The following is a 19,265-nucleotide window of genomic DNA, read 5'->3' on the forward strand; positions in this document are numbered from 1 at the left end:
AGCAAACCGTTATACTCCCGGCGAACCATGAACCGGATTACAAGGACCCGCCCATGAAAGCGTTCGGCAAAATCCTGGGGCTATTCATACTCGGGCTGTTGCTGATCATCGTGGCTCTGGGCTTTGCCCTGACCCATCTTTTCGATCCCAACGACTATAAAGACGAAATCCGCAAGCTCGCCCGCGACAAGGCCCATGTAGAGCTGACCCTCAATGGGGATATCGGCTGGAGCCTTTTCCCATGGCTTGGGCTTGAACTGCATGACGCCAGCGTGGCCACGCTCGCCCAACCCCAAAGCCCCTTCGCCAACCTACAACTGCTGGGGCTGTCGGTTCGGGTATTGCCGCTGCTGCGCCGCGAAGTGCAGATGAGCGACGTGCGCATCGATGGGCTTGAACTGAACCTGCAGCGTGACGCCCAGGGCCATGGCAACTGGGAAGACTTCGGCAAGCCCTTGCCCGGCGACCCGGCGCAGCCAGCCCCAGCCCCGGCCGGCAACGAACCCTCTGCCACCGCCGAGCACGGCCGGCCTTTGAAGCTGGACATCGACAGCCTCACGGTGAACAACGCGCGGGTGGGCTACCTGGATGAACAAAGCGGCCGTACCTTCAGTGCCGAAAGCATCCAGCTGAGCACCGGGGCCATTCACCCGGCAACCGATATTCCGGTGACGCTTACTGCGTTCCTGGGCACCAACCAGCCCGAACTTCGCGCGCGCACCGAGCTGAAGGGCACGTTGCGCTTCGACCCCTCCGTGCAGCGTTACCAGTTCGAAGACATGCGCCTGGGCGGCGAATTGTCTGGCGCGCCCTTGCAGGGAAAAACGGTCACCTTCGCGGCTCAGGGCCAGTTGCTGGCCGACCTCGCGGCCAAGGTCGCCGATTGGAACAACCTGAAACTTTCGGTGAACCAGGTGCGCGCGCTGGGTGAACTGCATGCACGCGACATAGACTCCGCGCCTCAGCTCAGCGGCGCGTTGTCCATCGCTCAATTGGACCTGCGCGCCTTCCTCGACGGTATTGGCCTGCCCGTGCCGGGCACCGCGGACCCGGCCGCGCTCACACAGGTCGAGCTGGTGAGCACGCTGCAGGGCAACCGCAACGCGCTGGCGCTGGAAGATCTCTCCATCAAGCTGGATGGCAGCACCCTCACCGGCCGCGTGGCGATAGAAGACATCGCGGCGCAGGCGGTACGCATCAAGTTGCAGGGCGACCCACTGGACCTGGACCGTTACCTCCCCGGTGACAGCGATGCGGCCAAGGGCACGTCGGCTGCTCGCCAGGCGGAAGTTCAGGGCAGCGAAGCCGCCGCCATGGCCAGCGGGGGCAATTCGCCGCTGCCCGAAGCGCCCGGCCGCCAAGCCTGGAGCGACGATCGCCTGTTCCCCATCGAGCGCCTGCGCGCCATCGACCTGCAGGCCGAGCTGAGCCTGGCGCGGCTTACCGTCCAGAAGCTGCCCATCGACAATGCGCGGCTGACCGCTACGGGTGCTCATGGCCTGCTCAACCTGCAGCAGCTGGGTGGCCAGATCGCCAATGGTGATTTCAACGCCACCGGCAGCCTCGATGTACGCCCGGAGGTGCCCGTGCTCAACCTCAAGGCCAACCTGAACAAGGTGCCCGTGGAAGCCGTGCTTGCCAGCCACACCGCCACCCCGCCGGTTCGCGGGCTGCTTACCCTGGACGCCACGTTCACCGGTAGCGGCAACAGCCAGAAGGCATTGGTAGATACCCTCAACGGCAACGCCCGCTTCAACGTAGACAACGGTGTGCTGGTCAATGCCAACCTCGAACAGCAACTGTGCCAGGGCATTGCCCTGTTGAACCGCAAGGCCCTGGCCAGCGAGCCACGCGGCAGGGACACACCCTTCCAGCGCCTCGACGGTACTTTGACCGTGCGCGACGGGGTGGCCAACAACCCTGACCTCAAGGCGAACATTCCCGGGCTGCGGGTAAACGGCAATGGGGACATTGACCTGCGCGTGCTGGGCATGGATTACCGCGTGGGCGTGGTGGTAGAAGGCGAGAGCGGCAACATGGCCGACCCTGCCTGCCAGGTGAACGACCGTTTCGCGAACCTGGAGCTACCGGTTCGCTGCCGAGGGCCGCTGGAGCTGGGCGCGCGCGCTTGCCGTGTGGACCGCGACGGCCTTGGCCAACTGGCAACCCAGGCGGTACGCAACCGGGTAGAAGAAAAAATCGAAGACAAGCTGGGCGACAAGGTCAGCCCCGAACTGAAGGATGCCCTCAAGGGCCTGTTCAAGCGATGACACCCGAGCACTTTTCCTCCGCCGTGCTGAGCTGGTTCGACCAGCACGGCCGGCACGACCTGCCCTGGCAGCAGCAGATCAATCCGTACCGCGTGTGGGTATCGGAAATCATGCTCCAGCAGACCCAGGTGAGCACCGTGCTCAACTATTTCGACCGGTTCATGGCGGCGCTGCCGACCGTGCGCGACCTGGCCGAAGCACCGGAAGACGAAGTGCTGCACCTGTGGACGGGCCTTGGGTACTACACCCGCGCGCGCAACCTGCAAAAGGCCGCGCGCATCGTGATGGCCGACTACAACGGTGAGTTTCCGCGCGACCCTGCCTTGCTCGAAACCTTGCCCGGCATCGGCCGCTCCACTGCGAGCGCCATCGCCAGTATCAGCATGGGCCTGCGAGCGCCTATTCTCGATGGCAACGTGAAGCGCGTGCTGGCCCGGTATACCGCACAAAGCGGTTACCCAGGCGAGCCGAAGGTAGCCAAGGCCTTATGGGACGCCGCTGACCGCTTCACACCTCACGCACGGGTAAACGATTACACCCAGGCCATGATGGACCTGGGTGCCACGCTATGTACCCGCAGCAGGCCCACCTGCTTGCTGTGCCCGCTGCGCGAAGGCTGCCGAGCGCACCTGCTGGGCGAGGAAACCCGCTTCCCCGCGCCCAAGCCGCGCAAGGCGCTGCCTCAACGGCAAACGCTGATGCCACTGCTCAGCAATGGCCAAGGCGACATTTTGCTGTATCGCCGCCCTTCCACAGGGCTGTGGGGCGGGCTGTGGAGCCTGCCCGAGCTGGATGACTTCAGTGACATCCAGCACTTGGTAGCCCAGCACGACCTCCGGCTGCTGGATACACACGCTTTGCCTGGCCTTACGCATACCTTCAGCCACTTTCAGTTGAGCATCCAACCCTGGCTGGTTCAGGTGGATGCGCGCGCCGCTCGCGTGGCCGAGGCCGACTGGCTCTGGTATAACCTCGCCACCCCGCCGCGCCTGGGCCTGGCTGCCCCCGTGAAAACATTGCTGGAGCGCGCGGCCGTTGCCTTGCATGCAGGAGACACCCCATGACCCGCACCGTGATGTGCCGTAAGTACAAAGAAGAGCTCCCTGGCCTGGAACGCCCGCCCTACCCTGGCGCCAAGGGTGAAGACATTTACCTGCACGTCTCGCAGAAGGCCTGGGCCGACTGGCAGAAGCACCAGACCCTGCTCATCAACGAGCGGCGGCTGAACATGATGAATGCCGAGGACCGCAAGTTCCTGCAGGCCGAGATGGACAAGTACCTGTCTGGCGAGGATTACGCCCAGGCCGAAGGTTACGTTCCGCCCTCGGAATGACCCCTTGCCGCGTAAGCGACGGTAATAATTAAAATTTTTTCGCACCGACGCTTGACGCCACCCTGAAAAACCCGTTTAATGCGCCCCGTTGCCCAGGTAGCTCAGTTGGTAGAGCAGGGGATTGAAAATCCCCGTGTCGGCGGTTCGATTCCGTCCCTGGGCACCACTCTTCCAAAACCCCTGAATCGAAAGGTTCAGGGGTTTTTTGTTGATGCGCGACATGAAAGCCCGCTTTCGCTCACGCACTTCGCGCATTCCGTCCCTTGCGCTTCAGTTGTTGCGCTACGCTCATAACGCTTCGTTTCGTGCCGGCAAAGGAGCCGCCCCATGTCCTCTCCCCGCAAGCAGCAGAAGAAACACAAGCGCGCCTCGGCCAAGGCCCGGCAAAACCGCATCCTGCGCAACAACGTTGCCGACACGCCGCCAGAGAACAACCCCGACGCCTTGTCTCCTGCGTTCATCAGCATGGAAGAGTTCTTCGATGGCGGCATGGAGATGGGCGCCTTCGATGACATGTTCGACGCGATGGCCGCCGCCGAGCCCGAGGGCCAGCAAGCCGTCGCGTACGTGTTCCTGACCGAATCCCCACTGCCGCTGGTGATGGAGAATTACTCGGAAGACGACGTGTCGGACCTGATCATTTCGCTGTGGATCGCTTACTACGAGAAGCACCACGATATGAGCGAAGACGACGCCATGGCGCGCATCGAAAGCCCTGAGTTCTCCGAAGCCTACGTAGCGGCTGCCGCGGTTATCGCCGAAGCGCCTGATGCCTAGCACTGTCTGACTTCATTCGCAGGCTGGCGCCTACTCCCACGATGGCCTGCGTTGGCTCTCCTGCCCTTACCAAACCTTTACCGTTTCCATACCGCGCTTTACACGCCCCCGGTGTTTCATACGTCCATGGCGCCACCCTGATCGGCGCTTGAGGAGACACCATGTTTGCGAAGTTGACCAAAGCCCTGCTTCTTTCCACTTGCCTGGCGGCCGCTGGGGTCGCCGGTACTGCGTCAGCGGACGAGCGCAACCTCATCGTGCCAGTGGTCGCTGGCGCTGCGGTAGGCGCGCTTATCGCAAGTAATTGGGACAACGGTGGGCATCACCACCACGACGGGCCTCGTTACGCACCACCGCCACGCCAAGTGGTGTACGTGCCGGCGCCACAGCCGGTGTACTACCGCCCCGCGCCGCAGGTCGTGTATTACCGCCCCGCCCCGCCGCCGCCTCGGCACTGGGAACATCACCGCTTCGATGGCCCACGCTGGTAAGCACCAAGGGATAAACGAAAAGGCCGCTACCCTCTCAGGTAGCGGCCTTTTGTAGCTTCAGCGCCTGGCCAGGTATCAGCTGCCAAGTACCGCACGGCCAGCGCCCGACGATTTGCGACGACGGTCAACGATCAACCCTGCAGCCACCACCGCGATGGTGAGCAAGCCAGTGGCGATGATTTCAATGCGATGGTCGGCACGGAAGAACATCACGGCCAGCACAGCGATGATGAACGCGATCACCAGGTAAGTAAGGCCAGGGAAGGCCCACATCTTGAACGCCATCTGCTCACCCCGTGCTTCGGCCTGGCGGCGCATGCGCAGTTGCGAGAAGGCAATTACCAGGTACACCAGCAGGGCGATGGCACCCGAGCTTGCCAGCAGGAAGTCGAACACCGCCGCAGGGGCTACATAGTTGGCGAAGGTGGCCAGGAATGCAGCCGCAGTAGACAGAATGACTGCGGTGTAAGGCGTGCCAGCGCGCGAGGTACGTTGGGCGACCTTCGGAGCATCGCCACGTTTGCTCAGGGAGAACAGCATGCGCGAAGAGGTATAGAGCGCCGAGTTCAGGCAGCTGGTGACGGCAACCAGTACCACGATGTCGACGATGAGCTTGGCGTTAGGCACGCCAACGAGGTTAAGCACGGTCTGGTAGGAACCCAGCTGCGGCAGCGCAGGGTCGTTCCACGGCACCAGTGCAACCACCAGGAAGATCGATACCAGGTAGAACAGGCAGATCCGCCAGATCACCGAATTGGTGGCCTTGGAAATCTGCCGGCCTGGGTCGCGGGACTCGGACGCGGCAATGGTCACGATCTCGGTACCCATGAACGAGAACATGGTCGTGAGCATCGCAGCTACCACAGCGCCCAGGCCATTAGGCATGAAGCCTTGGGTGTCGGTCACGTGGCTGAAGCCGCTGACCTGGCTGCCCGGCACGAAGCCGAACGCCGCGCCCAGGCCTACCACGATGAAGGCAACGATGGCGATGACCTTCAGCAGCGCGAACCAGAACTCGAACTCGCCGTAGTTTTTTACGCTGAACAGGTTGGTCACTGTGAGCACTGCGGTGATGATCAGCGCAAACACCCATACCTGAACGTCCGGTATCCAGGCATGAAGGATGGCGGCTGCGGCGTTGGCTTCCAGCGGAATTACCAATACCCAGAACCACCAGTACAGCCAGCCGATGGTAAAGCCAGCCCAGTGGCCAATGGCACGGTCGGCATAAGTGGAGAACGAACCGGTATCTGGCGAAGCGACCGCCATCTCACCCAGCATGCGCATCACCAGCACCACGAGGGTACCGGCGGCTGCATAGGCCAGCAGAACGGCTGGGCCGGCTTCGGCAATGGCGTGGCCGGAACCCACGAACAGGCCAGCGCCGATTACACCGGCGATAGACAGCATGGTGACGTGGCGGGCTTTCAGGCCTTGGGCGAGCCCGCCAGCGTTTTGAACACTACTCATACGTGTACCCTTCCGAGAAAGCGATTTGACCGACGATTGTGCTCAACCCCTACCACTGTTTGAGACACGCTACGCGCCGTTGGATTTATTTTACGCAAGAAGCGCGCCAAATTGATGCAAAATAGTTCAAACCGCTTGACCATCGGTATTGCGAGATCAGGGGCATAAACGTTTAAGCAAGATGGCTTTTTGTCGCAGGCCGCAGAGTATTACCGGATTACACATTTTCCTACAGAAAAATGCCCCCTTTTCGAGCGAGTGGTAACACCTTGCGCTCGTCATTGGTGCAACCCGTTCCTCGGTTTTCAGGCAGTGCCTGGTACAACCGGCATGGAAGCTTTGCGCGCGAGATAAGTGATAAAAATGTCACCATGGCCATATCGCCTGGGTGATGTTTTTGCGATAACCGTTGTCGAAGCGAGGACACCTCGCCGCTGCCCTTTGGAGTTTTGCTACATGGCTCGATTTTTCAGTTCGCTCGTGGGTTGCGTTCTGGCCCTCTCCTGCCTTTCTTCGGCGTATGCAGTAGAAAAACTACGTATGGGCATGGAAGGCGGGCACCCGCCTTTCAATGACACCGACGCCAGTGGGCAGGTGGTCGGGTTCGATGCCGACATTGGCGCCGCGCTGTGCGCGAAGATGAAAGTGGAATGCGAGATCGTGACCACGAGTTTCGAAGACCTGATTCCGGCACTGAACAACAACCAGTACGACTTCCTCATTTCTTCCTTGTCGGTCACCGAAGACCGCAAGCAGTTGGTGGATTTCACCGATCCCTACTACATCAACAAGCTGCAATTCGTTGCAGCCGGGAACAGCGACCTTACTAGCGCCGCGGGCACGCTGATGGGTAAGACCCTGGGTGCCCAGGAGGGCACGTTGGCCGCAAAGTGGCTGCAGGAAAACGCAGCCAATGTGGCCATCGTGCAAACCTTCCAGACCCAGGATGAAGTGTATGTAGCACTCTCCACCGGCCAGATAGACGGCGCGCTGGCGGACAAGTACTCCACGTATGAGTGGCTGCGTACTGATGCGGGTAAAGGCTTCGAGCTCAAGGGTGAGCCGGTGGAAGACGGCGACCAGATTGCCATCGCCACTCGCCTGAACGATTCACTGCGCACGCGACTGAACGTTGCGCTCAAGGACATCATTCAGGACGGCACCTACAAGAAGATCAACGACAAGTACTTCCCGTTCAGCATCCGTTGACATGCTGGAGAACCATGCCCTCGAAACACGCTTCGCCGCGCTGCATGAGTTTCTTGCAGCGCACGAAGCGCTGTGGAAGCCGCGCCCGTTTACGCGCCTGAGGCTGCCTTGGGAAACGGACTACCCAGAACTGGCGCACTGGCTACGCCAACGATCACTGGACGACGCCGAGCAGGCCGCTCTCGCACCATTCGAAACCCTGGGCCCCTCGCCTTTGCCGGAGTTGGCGGCGCAAGCGGCCGCTCTGGGGGAGCCGGGCAAGCTGCCATCTGTCGAGCTGCCTGCTCCGCCCTCTCGGCTGGAGCGGGATGTACCGGGCCGCAAATGGGAGCAGATCGAAGCCTTCGCGCAAGCCTTGGCGTTTACCTCCCCTGTGACACATTGGGTGGACTGGTGCGCGGGCAAGGCGCACCTGGGCCGTCGGTTGCTGAGGCCTGGCCAAAAGATGACCTGCCTGGAACACGACCCCGCGCTGGTCGCCGCCGGGCACGTGCTGAGCGAGCACCACAGGCTGCCGGCCACCCACCAGCGCTGCGATGTAATGGCGGATGGCGTTGTTCTTGTGCCGGGCGACACCCCGGTAGCCCTGCATGCCTGTGGGGACCTTCACGTAAAGCTGCTGCGCCTGGCCAGTGAGCACGGTTGCACCCAGCTGGCGATCGCACCTTGCTGTTACAACCGCACTCAAGCCAATAGCTATGTGGCGTTATCCGCCGCCGCGCAAGCGCGGCCGCTTGCCCTTGACCGCGACGACCTGGGCCTGCCGGCCAGCGAAGCGGTAACGGCCGGCGCCCGGGAAAGGCGCCAGCGCGACCTCTCGATGGCACGCCGCCTTGGCTTCGATCTGCTCCAGCGGCAGGTGCGCGGCGTATGCGAATACTTGCCCACGCCTTCGCTGCCAGTAAGCTGGCTGGGCAAAAGCTTTGCCGATTACTGCCAGCATCTGGCCACACTGAAGGGTGTCGAACTTGAGCCAGGCGAGGATTGGGCCTATTGGGAACAACAAGGGCAGCGGCGGCTGGCCGAGGTTCGCAATCTGGAAAGGGTTCGCAACCTTTTTCGGCGGCCGTTGGAGTTATGGCTGGTGTTGGACCGGGCGCTTTTCCTGAGGGAACAAGGTTATAAAGTTCGTATAGGTACCTTTTGCGAACGCACGCTCACGCCACGTAACCTGCTTGTTCTCGCAGAACGAACAACTTGTGGATAAGTCTGTGAACAAGTTGATGGCAAGTTACTCATACCACCCCGTGCCGATGCGCAAGTTCAGCCAGGCAGATCACTGATCTCACTTTGAGTTTTTTCACCAGCCGCGTTTTGTAAGAACTGATCGTCTTGTTGCTCAATAGCAAGGCCTGGCCTATCCGCAAATTGCTGAAACCCATCGCCAGGTATCGCAGCACTGCCAACTCGCGCGCCGAAAGCCCGGCGATGCGTACACGCTCATCCGGATCGGAGTGGCTGGGTAGCTCGCTTCCAGCCCGTACATTGGGAAAACAGATAAAGCCTGCTCGCACGGCCTGGATAGCTTTGCGAAATACTTCGATATCCGTGCTTTTGGAAATGTAGGCCGTAACCCCGGCGCGCATGCACCGGTCCATCGAAAACTCTGCGGGGCAGGCGGTAACCACCACGATTTGAATCCCTGGTGCCTGGCGACGAATACGGTTGATGACGTCCATGCCGTCAAGGCCGGGAAGTACCAGTTCCATCACGAGGATGTCTGGCTTCAACTCCCGAGCCTGGGCCATGCCCTCTATACCGTCACTGCATTCAGCAAGCACGGTTACCCCCTCCTCGACCAGAATCCGTTTGAGGATCACTCGTATGTAAGGCTGGTCGTCGATAATTACTGCCGTCGCCATGGGATGGTCTCTTGCACGGTCAACGCCTGGGATCACGGGCGCTAGTTGACCTGTGGATAAACGTGGGAGGTGCGCTGGGCGCCCTCGCGTAATTCATAGCGGTACATTTCCCCCGCCAGCCGTGGCAGCTCACCCTGCTGGCCCGGCCGAATATGCAAGCTGGTGCCGAACGTGCAGGCTTGGGAATCGAGCTTGCACCGCTGCACATTTTCCACCCGCACGGTGGCATTACCCTCGTTGACGATGCGCAGCCTCTGCTCGTCGGGTTTCAGCTGGGTGGCGTAACGAGGCTGCGCCGGGCTCACGATCACGATCGTGCCAATGGCTTTGAGAATGCCCACTCCGGCTTGAAGGGTATCGGCATATGCCCGAGCTTCTTCGGGCTGCAGGGCAAACGCATCCTTGGGCTTGGGGGCAACCGGTACATAGCGAACACGGAAGTACCGCTCGGTGGTACGCGGGCCCCGGTAAATGATCCGTGCCTGTTGAGCGCCGCTTGCCGGGATGATCAACCGCGGCGGCGTCGCCAGCAGCGCCCGGGTTTTACCGTCTTCATCTGCCAAGGGCCGTTCATGGGGCTCGCCCTTCTCGTCAAAGCTGAGCTCGGCGAGTTGTATTTGTACGAATGCAGTAGCGTCGCCGAGGTTTCTTATATCCGCCAACAGCGTGGCGCGGTTGGCCGGCAAGTAGTGATAGAAGGAGCCGGGGTCCAGGTCGGGGCCGGCGCTGGCACTTGCCGAACATACGAGCGCCACTATTCCCAACCATCGGGCCACCCGCTCACGCCAATGCGTGATGAAGAACATGCTGCCCTTACTCATAAGAGCTGCGCATCGAAATACAGCGTGACCTGGCCCGAATAGGTATCGCCGCCGCGCTTGATCATCTGCTGTACCTCGCCGTTGAGGGTATGAAACTCCACTTCGCCCCGTTCACCGGCGATCGCACGGCGGGCATCCAAGGCGTAGTGAACATGCTCGGTGAGGCGCATCCGTTGTACCGGAGCGCCCTGATACACAAGGCCTTGGGGCAGGGTAATCAGTGTTGCAACGGCGGCCTGCTCACCCGTATGGGTATTGCCGATGGCGCAGTCACCGGCCTGTTTCGTGTGCTCACATCCCATATAAACACTGAACGGGCCAGTAGTTGTCACACGCATGGGCAGCCGGCCAGCGAGCTGGGCAGTAGGCGATATATTCCCCATCATCCATTCGATCCAGCTGCCATTTCGTGGTTCCAGCACAACTTGGGCAGCGTTGTCATCGAACGCTATGCCCAACTCGTGCTCCACATCGACCTCGAAGTTGAATGTCACACTGTTGCTGCTAAGTCCCGACACCTGGCTACCGAGCGAGAAGTCTCCTGTTTCACCTACGGACCAAATGAGGCTGCCGGTGTATCGGCCCATCGGCACGGTATGAGGCGCCGGGAATATCACGCGGTAGCCCACCGAGAAGGACTTCACCTCAGGCTCGATCTCGCGTTCACCTTCGGACACGCCGCCGGAGGTGGGGTAGCACAGCCCGGGCGATGTCGGGTTGGCGACCTGCCATACGAAGCCCATGCTGGCGCCAGCATCGAACGCATGGGAGTTCACGAAGTTGCAACCGCCACCCGTGCTCCAATGGAAACCTGGGTTCTCGTACGGTGAAAAGCTGCTGCCGATCAACAACTGGGCCAAGTGAGTGATCTGGAAGTCGAACGCAAGGGTCGCCCCGGTATCAGAAAACAGGGTTACCCGGGCTTGCGGGGGTGCCCGCAGCGACCATCGGGAAGGTAGCGGCGGCAACCCGGAAAAAACCTGGCGGCTGTACGTAACCGGCAGAGCCACTGAAATTTCGCCGGGTACGCAACCGCCGAACTCCTGGCAGTAGCCTGAAGAAGGCGTGGTGTTTTCAAACCCGTTGCCGGTATTGCCTGGCCGAAACTCTGCGGTAATGTCTACTGCGGCGGCATCGCCACAAGGTATTGCCAGGCTCAGCACTAGCATGGCTACTGGTGTTCCAGCCATCACCGGATAATTGCCACCGGCACATCTGTACCAGCCTGGCTTGGTCAAATTGAACACTGCCTACCTCCCTATAAAATGAAACTCCATGGCGCCGTACCTGCACCTAAAGCCTTGCGTCGAATATCAGTGTTACCAAGCCAGCCCATTTATCACCGGGTGAACTGACGAGTTTTGCGATCTGTTCAGAAAGCGCATAAAACTCAAATTTCCCAAGGGCGCTGGTCACCAGCCCTCGAGTGAGATATCCAAGCGGGCGACCGTGAACCAGCGCTTCACGCCAAGGAGCTTCCTCCCCGGGATACCCTGCCAACTCAAGGCCCTTTGGCGGATAAAACATAACGCCGAAATACGCAAATTCATTGTTGCGCTGATTACGCAGGGTGCAGGACTGGCCAATGCCCTGCTCTCCGCAATTCATAGTGATACTGAACGGCCCGGAAGTTGTGAGGCGGTACGGCAGTGAACCAGTCACTTTGGTGGGCGGTACCCCCGTATCCAGCCATTTTTGCCAGCCAATAGTGGGTTCCAGAACAACCCTGTTCGAGTTTGCCGGAAACTGCACTTGAAGTTCGTGGTGAACGGTAAGTGTGAAGTTGAACGTTACGCTGTTGGTGCTGAGGTTCGTTACGTTGCTGCCTAAGGTGAAGTCACCCGCCTCGCCCACACTGAAGGTAACGGAGCCATGATAAGTACCCATCGCCATGGTATGGGGCCTGGGCAAAACCAGCTTGTACCCCACGGAAAAACTACGGACCCAAGGCGTGACGCTCTCCTGCTTGGTTACATAGGATGACGCGGGATAACACAGTGACGGCGAGCGAGGGTCATTCACTTGCCATACGAACCCTGAATCGCTCGTGTCGCCGTCGTAAGTGGCGCCAGTCAACCAGGTGCATCCACCGCCGGCACTGTAATGGGCAGCGGGGTTGTTAAGTTTTGTCAGCGGGCTGGAGCCTTCGGTCAACGCCTCGGCAACATGGGTGATCTGCAATCGCAGGGCCGCGGTATCTCCTCGGTCTGACATCACATCAACTGTGGTTTCCCTCGGCGTCTGCAGTGACCAGCGCTGTGGAACCGGGGGCAATCCCGATAACACCGTTCGCTCGTAACTGATCGGCAAGGCCACCGAGAAGATGCCACTGGCGCAGCCGAATTCCCGGCAGTAGCCAGAGTTCGGCGTGGTATTGCGAAATTCTCCCCGGTTCTCCGAAGGTCGGTAGTCCGCTGTTATTTCCACATCTGCGCCCCAGGCGTTGCCGGCTAACAGCCCTGACAGGGCTACTGCGATCCGGGCGACGCGCCAGCCCCTGCCCGAGCAGAATGGCTTAAACATCACGATCCTCCAGTGCTGTACTGCCGGCGACAGTGCGTGGAGAGCACGTCAGATCGCCCATCATCACTACGTCCTGGTCTCGCTCACCGCTGGCGGCGTCGATACGCACCAGGCAGTGGCGTCTGCCGTCTACCCGTACTTCGAGGGTGGGCGTGGACTGGCTCATCTCTACCGCAAAGAAGCCGTCGGTCTCGGTCACGCTACGGCTGGCATGGTTGATTACCATGGCCCCAGGTACGGGTTGGCCCGCAGGGTCGAGCAAGCGGCCGATCACCGTCATGGTGCGCATCACCTGCAGCCGCTGGTACGCCACGCCGCCCATATTCAAGTGGTAGTCGGCCACATGCGGCGCAACCACTATGGGGGCCGCCTCCTCGCCCTTGATATCAAATCGAACCCGGCCCTTGCGGTAGGGGCTCAACGGAATCACATTGCGCCCACGGCGCAGTTGGCCCGACGTCCCGTTGCCATCGAAGCTGAGCAATTCCACGTCTTCCACATCGCTGTCTACGTCTACCACCATGCCCGCCTGGTATACGCCCAGGTTTCCGGTCGAGGCCAGATGACCATCGCCAAGGGCCAAGGTGTTGCTGAGGTTAAGCCCACCACCGAGCTCGTCGTTGTACGAAGACGTTTGCAGGTAGGCGTCCCCAGCCAGTAGGCGGTTCTGGAAGCCCACCCTGCCACCTACGCCAAGGCCATAGCTGTCCTTGTTCAACGTGCCGGTGACGTTACGCACGAACGGGCCGTTAACCTGATGCTGGTAGTTCAAGGAAGCGGTGTGCTCACGCCCGCCATCACGGCGGGTGCGGCTGCCCAGGCTGCCATAGAGGCTGTCGCCATTGCCGCCCAGGGCCAAAGTAAGGCTTACATCCACGCCCCGGTTGCGCTCGGCGCCACTGCTGGCCACCGCCGGGCGGTCGAACACCGAGAAGCGCCACGTTGTGTCCGTGCCCAGTAACACCGCGCGCTGTACCCAGGAGAGGTCCAGGCCAAACCCGTCCACGGCGCCGGTGGCATGGGAAAGCCTCATCACGCCCGTTCCGCGTGGCGAAAAACGGTGCTGCCAGCTGAGGGAGCTCTGGGACGTTTCGCGCACCTCCCAGCGATAACGTGGCGTGTAATACGCAGGCCAGCGGTCCTCCAGTTGGTATTGGTACAACCAGGAACGGGTGTGGCTGGCCACCACATTGCCCTTCGGATAGGTGTAGATCGCTTGTACGTCCAGGCCATCGCCCCGCCCTTCGGTACGGTACAGGTTGACGTACGTGCGAAACGCCGTGCTCAGGTCCCAGTCCAGAGACGTGCCGTATTGCATCGCCCCGTCAACATGCTCCACGGAAAGGCCAAGGATGGCCGTAGGGTGGAGCAGGTAGTTCGTGATCAGGCCGGCATTCATGCCCTCTTCGCGATCGGTTTCCCAGTTGCTGAACAGCTCTCTGCCCCGGCCGAAGTAGGCGTTGTAGCGCCAGCGCTGCTCGGGGTTGCTCCAGTTGGTGGGCTTGTAAACAAATTCTTCACTGGTGGAAGTGACCTGCCCATCTTCCACCACGCGGATTTCCACAGGGTAGATACCTCCCGGCAGCGGCCGGGTATCGATGGCCTGCAGCCCAGGCTGAACGGGCTGGCTGTTAACCAGCGACCCATTGCGGTACACCTCGATCACCGCCGGGCGGTTGGGCGTCACGTAAATAGGCGTTGCGCTCGGCCGGCCGTCTTCGATGGCCAGGCTATCGCTGCTGCCGAACATCAGGCCCAGTGTGCCCTCGGGCAAACCGTTCAGGGTACGGGGCTGGCGGCTTAATCCCTGGAGGGATGGGGTGAAGTACCCCACCCGGTAGAAGGTGTTTTCCTTCAGGTAATCGGTGTAAAGGCTACGCAACCGATGACGATCGGTGGTGATGCCTTCGCCTCGACTGCGGTCCAGCTGGGCTTCGGCGGCTGCGGTCCATGGCCCTTTGCTGGCCAAGGCGGACGCTACGTACGTGCCATACATGTCTGAACGGCTTCCGGCGGCATTCAGCTGGTTACGCACCAGCAGCCCGCTGCCGTTCTGCGGCAAGCTGTAATAGCGCGGGCCGCTGCCGGTACTTTCTGCAGCATTTGTGAGGATCGACAGCTGTGACCGTTCGAGGCTGTAGTGCAGCGCAACCAGGCCCTGGGGACAGTCCGCTTCGCAGCGGCCCAACTTGCGCGGCTTGCTCAAGGCCTGCAGCCATACCTGACGATCGTCTTCGTTCACCTCGGACTGGTCCGTTTCGGCGTACTTCACCAGTTCCACCGTTTCGTCCCGGCCGAGCACCAGTGTGGCGTCGGCCAGGTACGCTCCGTTGAGATCAACGCGCACTATGAGCGGCGCATTGAAGAAATGGTCGCGGAATTCCGCAGGTAGTCCTTGCGTTTGTGTCAGCAGATCCAGTGCAGCGGGTGGCTGCGATGAAGCCGCCACGGCTGTACTGACACAAAAACTTACCGCGCAGGTGGCGGCAAGCCTGAAGTGATGGGTTGCAAACACCACGGCGAATATCCAGGCATCGAAGAGGCAAGTGGCGGGCCCGGATGGGCCCGCCGCCAGAAGGGGTCAGGGCGCCAGCGCGGTTTCGAAGGTCACGTCCACGAAGCCCATGTAGTCGCCTGGCTGGTACGGCCCGGTTGCCGCGGCGATGTCCATGTTCATGTAGTACGGGCTGGCAGCGTCGCCGGCTGGCACGATTTCCTGGGTGCTGGTGGTCAGGTCCACGCCGTTGGCAGTGATGGTGAGCGGGATGCTGTTGTTGCGGCTGGTCAGCACGGCGGCGTTTTCCAGGCGGGCGGAAATCGCGCCGGTGGTGCTTTTAGCGATTACACGGTTGGAAACCTTTTGCAGGTTGCCATTCAGGATGCCCATTGGCTGGGTCTGGTTCATCCAGCCGCCCTCGTCGATGATCGAGAATTCCGAAGTCGGAATGTAAGCGGTCACTTGGATCTGCTTGCTGATCACGTTATCGGCAGCCATTACCTGGCCGGCTGCGAGTAGCGCCAGGGGCAGTGCGAGGAATTTCAGTTTCATGGGTTTACGCTCCTTGGTTGGTATAGGCCGAAGTTGAGGGTCGGCTAGCCCTTGATTTCATACGGCAGTGGCGCCAACGCACCGCGCCGGTGGGTGAACACGTAGATTTCGCCTGGCTTTTTCTCGAAAACCTTTTCGCCCCCTGGGGCAAGGTGATGAACCACCGCCGGGTCACAATCCAGGCCGTCGCCATTGCAGCGGCGAAAGCGGTCCAGCACAGCCGTGGCATTGCCTACGTTGCGCACTACAAAACGACTGGGCTCTTCATCGATGGCTAATTGATGTGCAACTTCCCTGGGGCGCACATAGAGCAGCGACCCGAACCCTGCGAGCATCTGCACACCGCCTGAAATTGAAACTTCATAGGCGTCGGCTTCTTTTTCAGTAAGTTCAAAACCGTCTCCGGCGCTGGGCAGCACAGGGTTGAACCGCAGTCGGAAATATCGCTCCTTGTCGCGCTCACCGCTGAACAGCAGCCGCACCGTCTGCATGCCCGCCGCCGGAATGATCAGGCGCGCCGGGGACACCACCAGCTCCCGCTTACCCCCCGCCGTTTCTACGTCCAGCGGGATTTCCCGGACCGTGCCATCCCCTTGGCGCACCAGCTCCCAGGCCCGGACCTTCACGAAAGCAGTGGCGTCGCCGTGGTTGAACACACGCTTGACCACCACATTTTTATCGGCACGCAAATAATCCGAAAGTGTGCCAATGCTTATTTTCGGGCCCGCCATTGCAGCGCCGGGGAACATAACCAGGCATGCGAGAATAAATATGAACCTCATGACACAACCCGCCCTCTGATAACTAACGCAACGGCATCTGAACAGGGCGCCATTGTTATGATTTATTTGTTTTAGGCATGCAGGCACTTTCCGAGTAACTTGCTCGAAAATTCCGTGCCCCGTGTAGGAAAGGTCCGCAAAGACGCGGAAAAGCGCAGCGGCGAAGGGCTGCGGCACGCAAGGCTTTACAGCGGCCCGCGAATCGCTATAATCAGCGCCCTTACCCGCCGGTATAGCTCAGCTGGTAGAGCAACTGACTTGTAATCAGTAGGTCCCGGGTTCGATTCCTGGTGCCGGCACCATACGCAGTACCGAAGAAGGCTCACCGAAAGGTGGGCCTTTTTTGTTGGCGGGTGTGCTGGGAGGAAGATGCTGGTGGGAAGCGGCGGGGCCGGCCTTGCGGCGTCAGCTCCCGAATGACGCCAGCACGGACCTACCCTCCCCAAACTCCGCCGAATCTTCGGCCCCTTCAATACAACGGCATGCTCCATACCCGGTAGGAAGCGGGCGCTAGCTCGCGAATGGGGCCAGCATCAATCTGTCCTTCGCAGCCTCGCCGAATCATCGACCCTTTACTACAACGCCCCCCTATACCTGGTAGTAAACGGCGAGGCTGGCCATCCGGCGGAGCTCAGGAATGCTCTCGGGCCTTTGCCTGCTCCAAAATCCACACATGCCGCGGCATCAGTTCACACGGTGGGAAGCAACTGTCTTGAGCTGCTTTTTCCGACCATCTGGCGCAGCTCGCGCTTCAGCCTCCCATTCGCGAGCTCAGCAGGGCCGGGCTGGGACCGGGCGCAGAGCCCGGGAATAACCACCGCAGCAAAGGCAATTCGCAGGCTATCCCGCCACAGGGGTTGGCGCGAACTGGGGTGATACCTCCTGTGGGACCTTGCGATAGCCAGGGAATGTGCGCCCGAGAGGAAGCAAGCCAACACGGCAATGGGCTCAGCAGCGCGCCCGGTTCAATCTGTGCGAAGCGGCGGGGTCGGCCATCCGACGGCAGCTCGCGAATGAGGCCTACCCCGCTCTGTGTGGATTTAGCCCTAAACAGTTTTGAGGCCGGCGCCAGGCCGAAGCGTGCCGAAACAACTGGCAGCCTGCTCGCCTTGACTCGGCCCGGCACCCGCTCGTAGAGTCACGCCGTCGCTGTCAATCCAGCGGCCGGGTTTGGCGACCCGATCAGTAGACGGCGCAACAGCGCCCCACCAGACCGTAGGCGCTTTTTTTGTGCCTGCGGGGCTGTGTTATGGCAGCTGTGCGCGGGAGACCTTCGGGTCTGCCGGGTTCCGTTTACCCCGGTTCGCCAACCTGCGTACAGCTGCCACCTAATCGTTTGGCGACGGTTTTGGCAGCTCCTTAGTAAACGGAGCCGCAGCATGAATACCCTTATTACCTCCCACCTTCGCGCCCTCGCCCGCCACCGCATGGCTATGGCCACCCCACGCACTTTGAAAAACGCGAGAGGTGCCGAATGAGTGGGGTATCGCTGAAGCAGCTGCACCAAGACTTTGCCCACATTGCAGCGGTCGACTGCCTGCCTGGCCCAATCACCGGGTTTGAGGGTTCAGCAGTATCAACACCAGCTTCTTCCTGAACTGTTGCCGAACGGTATCCCCAAGCTTGCGCCACTCCTTCAACGCCCGCGCATCAAATTCAAGGCTATAGGTCATCCAGCGAAACCTTTACCCGCTGAGGATCGGCCAGACGCTCCCGAACGGTAGCGAGTAGCGCTTCATCCTCGTCTGTGACCAGAACTGACTTGAAGGGAAGCTGGCCGCGCTCAGCCACGTATTGAAGTGCCTGACGCATTAGCTCAGACGGAGTGACGCCTAGTTTTTCGAGCTCCCGGTAGGCGCGCGCTTTGAGATCGTCGTCGATACGGACGTTGATGGATGCCATGGCGATAGCCTCGGTGTAATGACGTTGGTCTTTACATTGCCTGAGGTATGCCTTGCAGGCAAGTGGTCCGGAACAAGTGGCTGTTAGAAACCGACGGCAGCCCGCGCACAAGCTCAGATCCGCAGTGCTCCTGTCGCCGGCAAGCCGTGCTGCTACGGGGTACGAACCTTTAATAAAGGGGCTAGGTGTTCAGCTCAGGCGCCGCTTGCGCCAGCGCTTCCGAAAACAAGGTATCAGCCCCAATCTGAATATCTAGCTCGGGCCATTCCACCGTCCAGCCAGCATCGCCCAAGATCGCCTTTTCGAAAGCTTCGAGCTCAACGAGTGGTTCAAGCCCTGGATACGTTTTCACGTCATGGCCGATATCGAGGGAAAAGCGCTGGCCGCTGGTGAAGGTCAGGTCGAGGATCGTGCCGGGATGGGCGCGCACAGCCAGAAGACGAGGGCGTTTCATCAGGGTTTGTAGCCTGTGGCCAGTTGGCGGTGTTGGTGAGTCATGTATAGGGGCAGTGGGGAATCGTCGCTCCGCGATAGCCGTACCGTGCATGCATGGCCTGCGTAACGCAACCCCGCGTGCCGTGGTGACGCCGGTCGCGAGCAAGCCCGGCTGCTACAAGCCTGGCATTCGGCTTGGCACTGTTTTCGCGAGCTTCGCCGGATGGCCGGCCCCGCCGCTTCCTACCGAGTCAACCTAACCCCTCCACCTCCACATACCTGGACTCCCCTCCCCCCGACGCGCCGGCAAGCCATCCCCAGGTAAACGCGAGTCGGTCTTG

Annotated in this window: 16 protein-coding genes, 2 tRNA genes and 2 pseudogenes; 9 read left to right on the forward strand and 11 right to left on the reverse strand. The window is 60.7% G+C overall.

Going from position 1 to position 19,265, the window contains the following annotated elements:
* Positions 1–53: 53 nt before the first annotated feature.
* The 6 genes from G7016_RS00935 to G7016_RS00960 all read left to right on the forward strand — a co-directional run bounded on the left by G7016_RS00935 (position 54) and on the right by G7016_RS00960 (position 4,871).
* Positions 54–2,270, forward strand: a complete 2,217-nt coding sequence (locus tag G7016_RS00935) for an AsmA family protein (RefSeq protein ID WP_181110959.1) — start codon at positions 54–56, stop codon at positions 2,268–2,270.
* Positions 2,267–3,334 (forward strand): A/G-specific adenine glycosylase, encoded by a 1,068-nt coding sequence (gene mutY / locus G7016_RS00940; protein WP_181110960.1) that lies wholly within the window; start codon positions 2,267–2,269, stop codon positions 3,332–3,334. The genes G7016_RS00935 and mutY overlap by 4 nt, the downstream gene beginning before the upstream one ends.
* Positions 3,331–3,603: an oxidative damage protection protein gene (locus tag G7016_RS00945; RefSeq protein WP_040260162.1), complete on the forward strand. Its 273-nt coding sequence runs from the start codon at positions 3,331–3,333 to the stop codon at positions 3,601–3,603. The genes mutY and G7016_RS00945 overlap by 4 nt, the downstream gene beginning before the upstream one ends.
* Before the next feature lie 90 nt (positions 3,604–3,693).
* Positions 3,694–3,769 (forward strand) — tRNA-Phe (locus tag G7016_RS00950).
* 161 nt (positions 3,770–3,930) lie between these two features.
* On the forward strand, positions 3,931–4,380 hold the full coding sequence (locus G7016_RS00955; RefSeq protein WP_181110961.1) for a hypothetical protein: 450 nt from the start codon (positions 3,931–3,933) through the stop codon (positions 4,378–4,380).
* A gap of 161 nt (positions 4,381–4,541) precedes the next feature.
* Entirely contained in the window at positions 4,542–4,871 is a 330-nt protein-coding gene (locus G7016_RS00960) for a hypothetical protein (protein WP_181110962.1), read from the forward strand.
* Between the two features lie 75 nt (positions 4,872–4,946).
* Here the strand turns inward: G7016_RS00960 and gabP are convergent, their stop codons facing one another.
* Positions 4,947–6,341, reverse strand: a complete 1,395-nt coding sequence (gene gabP, locus G7016_RS00965) for a GABA permease (protein WP_181110963.1) — start codon at positions 6,339–6,341, stop codon at positions 4,947–4,949.
* Positions 6,342–6,797: 456 nt separating this feature from the next.
* Here gabP and G7016_RS00970 point away from each other — a divergent pair, with 456 nt between their 5' ends.
* Together G7016_RS00970 and G7016_RS00975 are read left to right on the forward strand one after the other, a co-directional pair.
* The gene (locus tag G7016_RS00970) at positions 6,798–7,550 is read left to right on the forward strand and encodes a transporter substrate-binding domain-containing protein (protein ID WP_181110964.1); all 753 of its coding nucleotides are present in this window, start codon (positions 6,798–6,800) and stop codon (positions 7,548–7,550) included.
* Between the two features lies 1 nt (position 7,551).
* Complete coding sequence (locus tag G7016_RS00975; protein ID WP_181110965.1) at positions 7,552–8,757, forward strand: methyltransferase; 1,206 nt, start codon at positions 7,552–7,554, stop codon at positions 8,755–8,757.
* Positions 8,758–8,785: 28 nt separating this feature from the next.
* Here the strand turns inward: G7016_RS00975 and G7016_RS00980 are convergent, their stop codons facing one another.
* From G7016_RS00980 to G7016_RS01010, 7 genes are all read right to left on the reverse strand, one after another.
* On the reverse strand, positions 8,786–9,412 hold the full coding sequence (locus G7016_RS00980; protein ID WP_181110966.1) for a response regulator transcription factor: 627 nt from the start codon (positions 9,410–9,412) through the stop codon (positions 8,786–8,788).
* 41 nt (positions 9,413–9,453) lie between these two features.
* Positions 9,454–10,218: a molecular chaperone gene (locus G7016_RS00985; RefSeq protein WP_181110967.1), complete on the reverse strand. Its 765-nt coding sequence runs from the start codon at positions 10,216–10,218 to the stop codon at positions 9,454–9,456.
* A gap of 11 nt (positions 10,219–10,229) precedes the next feature.
* Complete coding sequence (locus tag G7016_RS00990) at positions 10,230–11,480, reverse strand: hypothetical protein (RefSeq protein WP_181110968.1); 1,251 nt, start codon at positions 11,478–11,480, stop codon at positions 10,230–10,232.
* Positions 11,481–11,526: 46 nt separating this feature from the next.
* Complete coding sequence (locus G7016_RS00995; RefSeq protein WP_181110969.1) at positions 11,527–12,756, reverse strand: hypothetical protein; 1,230 nt, start codon at positions 12,754–12,756, stop codon at positions 11,527–11,529.
* On the reverse strand, positions 12,749–15,103 hold the full coding sequence (locus tag G7016_RS01000) for a TcfC E-set like domain-containing protein (protein ID WP_308812122.1): 2,355 nt from the start codon (positions 15,101–15,103) through the stop codon (positions 12,749–12,751). Before G7016_RS01000 ends, G7016_RS00995 begins: the two co-directional genes overlap by 8 nt.
* A 234-nt stretch (positions 15,104–15,337) precedes the next feature.
* Positions 15,338–15,805, reverse strand: coding sequence for a CS1 type fimbrial major subunit (locus tag G7016_RS01005; RefSeq protein WP_181110970.1), 468 nt, complete (start codon positions 15,803–15,805; stop codon positions 15,338–15,340).
* A gap of 44 nt (positions 15,806–15,849) precedes the next feature.
* Complete coding sequence (locus tag G7016_RS01010) at positions 15,850–16,587, reverse strand: molecular chaperone (protein WP_181110971.1); 738 nt, start codon at positions 16,585–16,587, stop codon at positions 15,850–15,852.
* A 226-nt stretch (positions 16,588–16,813) separates the two neighbouring features.
* Here G7016_RS01010 and G7016_RS01015 point away from each other — a divergent pair.
* Positions 16,814–16,889: transfer RNA gene (locus G7016_RS01015), tRNA-Thr, on the forward strand.
* Positions 16,890–18,146: 1,257 nt separating this feature from the next.
* On the opposite strand, the pseudogene G7016_RS01020 reads toward G7016_RS01015, so the two are convergent.
* The 3 genes and pseudogenes from G7016_RS01020 to G7016_RS01030 all read right to left on the reverse strand — a co-directional run.
* Positions 18,147–18,260 (reverse strand): annotated as a pseudogene (locus tag G7016_RS01020) (type II toxin-antitoxin system RelE family toxin); the annotation flags it as partial.
* Positions 18,250–18,489 (reverse strand): type II toxin-antitoxin system RelB/DinJ family antitoxin, encoded by a 240-nt coding sequence (locus tag G7016_RS01025; protein WP_181110973.1) that lies wholly within the window; start codon positions 18,487–18,489, stop codon positions 18,250–18,252. The pseudogene G7016_RS01020 and the gene G7016_RS01025, both read right to left, overlap by 11 nt.
* A gap of 184 nt (positions 18,490–18,673) precedes the next feature.
* A pseudogene (locus G7016_RS01030) lies at positions 18,674–18,943 on the reverse strand (DUF2442 domain-containing protein); the annotation flags it as partial.
* Positions 18,944–19,265: the final 322 nt, after the last annotated feature.

Origin of the sequence: Pseudomonas japonica (assembly GCF_013522925.1) — a bacterium.
Lineage (GTDB): Bacteria > Pseudomonadota > Gammaproteobacteria > Pseudomonadales > Pseudomonadaceae > Aquipseudomonas > Aquipseudomonas japonica_A.